The sequence below is a fragment of the Streptococcus sp. 339 genome, assembly GCF_013277285.1.
In the GTDB taxonomy this organism is placed as follows: Bacteria; Bacillota; Bacilli; order Lactobacillales; family Streptococcaceae; genus Streptococcus; species Streptococcus pseudopneumoniae.
Genome location: NZ_VMMR01000074.1, coordinates 1 through 3,504 on the forward strand (window position 1 = coordinate 1; position 3,504 = coordinate 3,504).

Genomic DNA, 3,504 nt, shown 5'->3' on the forward strand with positions numbered 1-3,504 from the left:
TAGCCACAGGTTGCTCAAAGCATGGTTTTGAGGTTGTAGATAGAACTGACGAAGTCAGCTCATACTAGACTAAAATCAAAAAGCATTATATAGTAGTAATATGAAATCAACTAAAGAAGAAATCCAAGCTATCAAAACACTTTTAAAAGACTCTAGTACAGCTAAATATCATAAACGCCTTCAAATCGTTCTATTTCGTCTGATGAGTAAATCTTATAAAGAGATTATAGAGCTTTTAGACTGTAATCAAACAACGATTTGGCCAACTGTAAAAAAATATGAGGAGTTCGGGCTCGATTCTCTCCTTCAAGAAACACGTGGTGGTCGTAACCATCATATATGACAGTTGAGGAAGAAAAAGCCTTTCTTGCTCGCCATTTGAAGGCTGCAGAGGCAGGAGAATTTGTTACAATTGATGCCTTATTTCAGGCTTATAAAAAGGAGTTAGGTCCTTCCTACACACGTGATACCTTCTATCAACTGTTGAAGCGCCATGGTTGGCGAAATATTAGGCCACGTCCAGAACATCCTAAGAAAGCAGACGCTCAAACCATTGTCGCGTCTAAAAATAAAATCTCAATTCAAGAAGACAAGAAAGCGCTTTAAAACCAGTAGACATTTTCGTAAGGTTCGCTTGATGTACCAAGATGAGGCTGGTTTCGGTAGAATCAGTAAACTGGGATCTTGTTGGGCTCCAATGGGAGTAGGTCCACATGTCCATAGTCACTATATACGAGAATTTCGCTATTGTTATGGAGCTGTTGATGCCCATACAGGCGAATCATTTTTCTTAATCGCTGGTGGATGTCATACTGAGTGGATGAACGCCTTTTTAGAAGAGCTTTCACAAGCTTATCCAGATGATTATCTTTTACTCGTTATGGACAATGCCATATGGCATAAATCAAGTACCTTAAAGATTCCGACTAATATTGGCTTTACCTTTATTCCTCCATACACACCAGAGATGAACCCCATTGAACAAGTGTGGAAAGAGATTCGTAAACGTGGATTTAAGAATAAAGCCTTTCGAATTTTGGAAGATGTCATGAATCAACTTCAAGATGTTATACAAGGACTGGAGAAGGAGGTGATAACGTCCATCGTTAATCGGAGATGGACTAGAATGCTTTTTGAAAGTAGATGAGTATTAAAACATGGTTTTGAGGTTGTAGATAGAACTGACGAAGTCAGTAACCATATATACGGCAAGGCGACGCTGACGTGGTTTGAAGAGATTTTCGAAGAGTAGCAAAATGGAAAAAGGAGTGAGTGAAGTACATCGCCTCCCCACTCCTTTTTCTGTTTTTAGGCTGTTTTTTCAACCTTCAAGATTTTTACATCATAGCTACCAACAGGCGTTTCAATGGTTGCTGTATCACCTGTTTTCTTGCCAATCAAGGCTTGTCCAATTGGGCTTTCATTTGAAACTTTACCTGCAAAGGCATCCGCACCCGCTGAACCTACGATAATATAAACTTCTTCTTCGTCCTCACCAATTTCTTGGATGGTGACTGTTTTACCAATCGCTACTTCGTCCTGGGCAACTGCGTCGCTATTGACGATTTCAGCATAGCGGATTTTTGTTTCTAAGCTAGAGATTTGTCCTTCGACAAAGGCTTGTTCATCCTTAGCTGCTTCGTACTCACTGTTTTCTGAAAGGTCACCGTATGAACGGGCAATCTTAATGCGTTCTACCACTTCTGGTCGACGAACCAATTTCAATTCTTCTAATTCTTTTTCAAGTTTTTCCTTTTCCTCAAGGGTCATAGGATATGTTTTTTCTGCCATTTTTCTCAACTTTCTTCTAATAATATTTTCTAAAGAAAATTATGTGAAGTATCACATAATTTTAGTTTGTTTGGTTTAATTTGCTGTTGACATGTTCAGCGACATTGCGATCGTGGTCTTCTTGATTATTAGCATAGTAGACCTTGCCTTCTGTGACATCTGCTACAAAGTAGAGGTTATCGCTCTTAGTTTGATTGATGCTTGACTCAATCGCATCCAGACTTGGACTATCGACTGGACCAGGCATGAGACCTACATTTTTATAAACATTATAAGGTGAATCAATGTTGGTATCAATCGCAACATCCTCAGATAAGCTGATATTTTGCCCCAGTTTTCCTTGGGCATACAAGATTGCAATATTACTTTGAAGTGGCATATCACGATTCAAACGATTGTAGAATACACCTGCAATGAGCTTACGATCTTCTGTCTTGGCACCTTCTTTTTCGACCAAGGAAGCAATGGTCAACAACTCATTGACAGTCAAGTTTTTAGATTTGATAGTACTATAGTAAGGAGATAGGTTCTTATCCATAGCAGCTAACATCTCATCAATCAAGCTCTCAACAGTTGTGCTTTCCTTGATAGAATAAGTAGCTGGGAAAAGGTATCCTTCCAAACGATAACGCGCACCACTATCTTTTGCAGGCAAACTTTCCAATAAAGTAGGATATTTGGCTACTGCTTGACTGATAAACGTCTCATCTTGAACTTTTGCCAAGAAAGCCTCCGCTGTCAAAGACTCTTTGAAGTCACCTTCCAATTGACCCACAGCTTGTGCAATCTGATCCAAGGTATAACCTTCTGGAATTGTCAAAGTCGCAAGTACAGGTTCTTGCGGTTCATCTGTTCCACCTTTTTGCAACTCTTTGAGTAAGTCTTCTGTACTCATACTCTTTTGCAAATTGTAGTAACCCGCTTTCAAGTCGGTATAATTTTTATACTTGGCATAAAAGCTAAAAATCAGACCATGCTTTACCAAACCAGCTTTTTCAAGCGTCGTACCGATTTCTTGAACGTTTGAACCTTCTGGAATTCCAACCGTCACATATTTCTTAGAATTAGCATCGATAGGTAACAAAGAATCTAGCACGTACTGGTAACCAAAGTAACCACCTGCTGAGAGCAAGGCAAGGAATACAAGGAATGAAATCACAAAAGCTTTCACATGTGACTTCTTCTCTTTCTTAGACTTAACGGGTTTTGCTCCTTCTCTACGGCTACGACGTGGTGTATCGCTGATGATATCCACTGTTTCTGTAGCAGGCGTAGGTGTTTCTGGACCTGCTTGTTCTGCTTTTTTCTCTGCCGTCTTATAGGAAACAGCTACCCTTGTTGGGGTTTCATTGTATTCTCTTTCAAATTTCTTAGGTCTAACAGGACCTGGACCTGGTCCTGGTCTTGAACCACTTTCTTCCGCTGGAGAAGAAGGTACATCTTGACTTGGGTGAGTAGGCACGGTAGGAGCTTTTCTCATAATCTCCTCTACCGTTGACAAGGAATCAGCCATGAGTTCTTCAGCTGAAGGTTCATTTGCAGGAGTGCGAACTACTGCCTTATCTTCTTTCAGAACTTCATCATAGCCTTTTACTTTTTCTAAATCTCTCAGAATCTGCTCTTTAAAGCTTAATTTCTCTTCTTCTCTTGACTTTTCACTCAAAAGTTTTTCCTCCTTGTTGACAATCCATAATATTATATCTTAAAAGTCCA

General features: G+C 39.7%; 2 protein-coding genes and 1 pseudogene. 1 reads left to right on the top strand and 2 read right to left on the bottom strand.

Going from position 1 to position 3,504, the window contains the following annotated elements; all coding sequences use genetic code 11:
* Positions 1-100: 100 nt before the first annotated feature.
* Positions 101-1,147: pseudogene (locus tag HT736_RS08785) on the top strand (IS630 family transposase).
* Positions 1,148-1,308: 161 nt separating this feature from the next.
* Here HT736_RS08785 and greA read toward each other — a convergent pair.
* Positions 1,309-1,791 (bottom strand): transcription elongation factor GreA, encoded by a 483-nt coding sequence (gene greA / locus HT736_RS08790; protein WP_000818760.1) that lies wholly within the window; start codon positions 1,789-1,791, stop codon positions 1,309-1,311.
* Positions 1,792-1,852: 61 nt separating this feature from the next.
* The gene (gene mltG, locus HT736_RS08795) at positions 1,853-3,454 is read right to left on the bottom strand and encodes an endolytic transglycosylase MltG (protein ID WP_172930961.1); all 1,602 of its coding nucleotides are present in this window, start codon (positions 3,452-3,454) and stop codon (positions 1,853-1,855) included.
* Between the last annotated feature and the right edge of the window lie 50 nt (positions 3,455-3,504).